At 66.1% G+C, this 3,317-nt stretch carries 2 protein-coding genes; both read left to right on the forward strand.

Annotated elements, in window-relative coordinates; translation table 11 throughout:
- A partial coding sequence (locus tag RDU12_RS14200; RefSeq protein WP_308685274.1) for a type IV secretion system DNA-binding domain-containing protein occupies positions 1 to 625 on the forward strand: 625 nt, incomplete at its 5' end.
- Positions 625 to 3,317: MobF family relaxase (mobF, locus tag RDU12_RS14205; RefSeq protein ID WP_308685276.1), on the forward strand; the 2,693-nt coding region annotated here is incomplete at its 3' end. The genes RDU12_RS14200 and mobF, both read left to right, overlap by 1 nt.

The raw sequence follows: 3,317 nt of genomic DNA on the forward strand, positions 1-3,317 counted from the left end.
CGAGCGCGTCATGCACCGCGTCACCGAGAACACCTCCTACGGCGCCAACAGCATCCGCGATGGCGTCGGCATCTCTCCCCGCGAGGAGAAGGAGCCCGTCTATCTGCCGACCGACATCATGAACTTCCCCAAGCTGCAGGGTGTCATCCGTCTCAGCAACGCGAGGGCAGGGCGTGCCTTCCCCATTGCCCCCATCTCCTTCACCTGGGCGGACCTTCCCGCAATTGCCGACCCCTTCATCAAGCGCCAGGGGCCTGACCCGGTCCGCGCCTTCCTCGGCATCACGCCCCGGGCACCTACCGGTGGACCCTCGCCGGAACCGGCACCGGCGCCCGCGGCGGGCGGCGCGGCTCTGCAGCTTGTCGTCAACAACGACAACGACGGCGCGTCCGACGCCGCCCAACAGGAACTGCCCCTCGACATCACCGAGCAGCCCACCCAGCAGGGCGTGGAGGCCGCGGCGCGAGAAGCGGCGGAACAGGAGCGGGTGCGCCTGGAGCAGCAACAGCGGCAGCTCAACGAAGGCACCGACACCCCCAACCGCCCCGACGATCCGGCAGGTGAGATGGCCGTCCAGAACGATAAGCCCACCCTCGACCTAACCGACTACATGGAGATCCACTGATGCTGTCGGTCAGCTCCATTGGCAGCGCCGGCGGCGCGGCCGAGTATTACGGCAAGGACGACTACTATGTGACCGGTGAGGCCGATGCGCCGGGCGTTGAGTGGAAAGGGAAGGGGAGTGAACAGGCCGGCCTCAAGGGCACGGCAGCCGCCGGTGAATTCCGTGAGGTTCTGCAGGGCAAACACGCTGCGCTGCAGGACCCTGACCGCCAGGTCAAACCCGACGAGAAACACCGGCCAGGTTGGGACCTGACCTTCTCCGCTCCGAAGAGCGTCAGTCTCGCCTACCTTGTCGGGGGCGATGAGCGGCTGGTGCAAGCGCACCGCGCGGCCGTCGATCGGGCAATGGCCTACGCTGAGAAGCATTTCGCGATCACCCGCGTGCGCGACGCGGGGAAAATCCGCACGGTCCAGACCGGCAACCTCGTCTATGCCAGTACCGAGCACACCACCTCGCGGAAGGGCGATCCTCAGCTCCACACCCACAACGTCGTCGCTAACGCGACGTGGGATGCGTCGACCGGCAAATTTCGCGCGCTTGAGACGCTCTCGATGTTCAAGCACCGACAGCTGGTCGGGCGGATCTATCAAGCCGAACTCGCGAAAAGTGCCATCGGTCTCGGCTACGACGTCACCCGGGATCGCCAGAAGGGCACATTTGAGCTCGCCGCCTACAGCCGGGACCGCGTTCTGGCGTTCTCCAAGCGCCACAACGACATCGAGCAGGCGGTCAGCCTCGCGAAGACCAAGCAGGGCGGAGAACTTACCGGGGCGCAGCGGGATGCGCTGGCGCTTAAAGATCGACCCAAGAAGCTGGACGTGCCGCGTGCGGAGCTTCAGTCACGGTGGGCGGTAGAGTCCAAACAGGTCGGGCTCGACAATCAGGCTATTGTGTCGAAGGCCAAAGGCCGGAGCGGCCCCGGCGCTGATGTCACCCGCACTCGCACGGGGCTCTCAGCCAACATAATCGTCCGGTTTACGCAGGCCCTCAGCGACCTTGGGGCCCGGGCTGATCGTGTCGCGCAGTCCGACCCCTACGGCGGAAAACGGGGGAGCCCTACTCGCGACGTTGAGGCACGCGAAGCAACGAGCTTCGGGGTCCGCGTCATGGAGCAGGGCAAGGCGGTCTTCACCCAGCACGATGTGGTCGGCCGCGCTTTGGAAATCGCCAAGGCGGGCATGACGGTGGACCGTGTCCTTGGTGAGCTTGCCTGCCTCAACGCTGACGGTCGGCTCCTGCAGGCGGACCGCACCATCCGCGAGGGCCTCACCACTAAGGCGGCCGTCACCCTTGAGCGCGGTCTGGTTGCCACGATCGAGGCAGGCAAGGACAAGGCAACGCCGCTGATGACTCCGGCCGCGGCTGCAGATCACCTCCTCCGACTGCACGACGCGGCTAAGGACGGCTTCCGGCTCAATGCGGGCCAGACCGCCAGCGCAGCCCTTCTTCTGACCAGCGGCGACCGATACGTCGGCGTTCAGGGGTTCGCCGGGGTCGGCAAGACCACCATGTTCAGGGTGGTCAAGGAGGCTGCGGAGGCCTGTGGCACCAAACTCTCTGGCCTCGCACCCACCCACCAGGCCGCAGCGGCTATGCGCGATGGCGCCGGGATTCCGGCCCAGACCATCGAGAAATGGCTGAACAGCACTGAAAAGGCGATGGCTGCGGGCGGCGCCGAGGCCGAAAAACATAAGGCCGCGTGGGAGGGCCGCACACTCCTGGTGGACGAGTCCTCCATGCAGTCGAACGCCCAGGCCGACCGCCTGATGAAAGCGTCCGAGGCCGTAGGCTTGGCGCGCATGATCTACATCGGTGATGAGCGCCAGCTTGGCTCACCTGAGGCCGGCGCTCCTTGGCGCCTCGCCCTCGGCAGTGGCCTTGAACACGCGCGAATGACGGAGATCCTGCGACAGCGCGACCCGGTCCTGCTCGCCGCCGTCGCCCAAATGGCCAAGGGCGAAATCAGCGCCGCTATTCACGGCCTCGGAGACCGGGTCGTGGCGGTTGGCGATCCCTCGACCGACAAGGACCTCGCCAAGGCCGCTGTCGACGCGTGGCGAACCTATCGCGCTGATCGGGGAGAGATGCCTGCAGTGATCGTTCCGACCAATGCCCTGCGGGCGGAGGTCGGGCAGATGATCCGCTCCGAACTTGTCGCCAACGGGGAGCTAGGGCCGGGCAGGGAGGTTCCGACCCTACAGCAGGTCCGTATGTCGTCGGCCGAGGCCGCTGTGGCGTCAAGCTACCGCGAGGGACAAGTCCTTGTGTTCCACACCGGCAACAAAGCCGCCGGCATCGCCCGCGGGGCTCAGCTGACCGTTGTCGGTCGCGATGAGAACCGAAACACCCTGGTCCTAGATGACGGGCGCGGAACAAAGCGGATCCTCGATCTGACGCCGTCCCGCAGCGACGGGCGGCAGGCGCACGACGCCTATCGGGAGAGCGAGCTTGAGGTGCGGTCAGGTGACCGCCTGGTCTGGAACAAGATGGATCGCGACCTGGACGTCCGGGTCGGCGAGGGCTTCACCGTCGAGAAGATGGACAAGTCCGGATGGACGATCCGTACCGAGGACGGCCAGACCAAAATCGTTCCCGCCTCCGATCCGATGTTGCGCTTCGTCAGCCACGGCTACGCCGAGACTGCCGACCGATCCCAGGGCTCGACCTACAAGGACGTCGTCGCCGTCCTTTC

Origin of the sequence: Brevundimonas sp., assembly GCF_031082345.1 — a bacterium.
In the GTDB taxonomy this organism is placed as follows: Bacteria; Pseudomonadota; Alphaproteobacteria; order Caulobacterales; family Caulobacteraceae; genus Brevundimonas.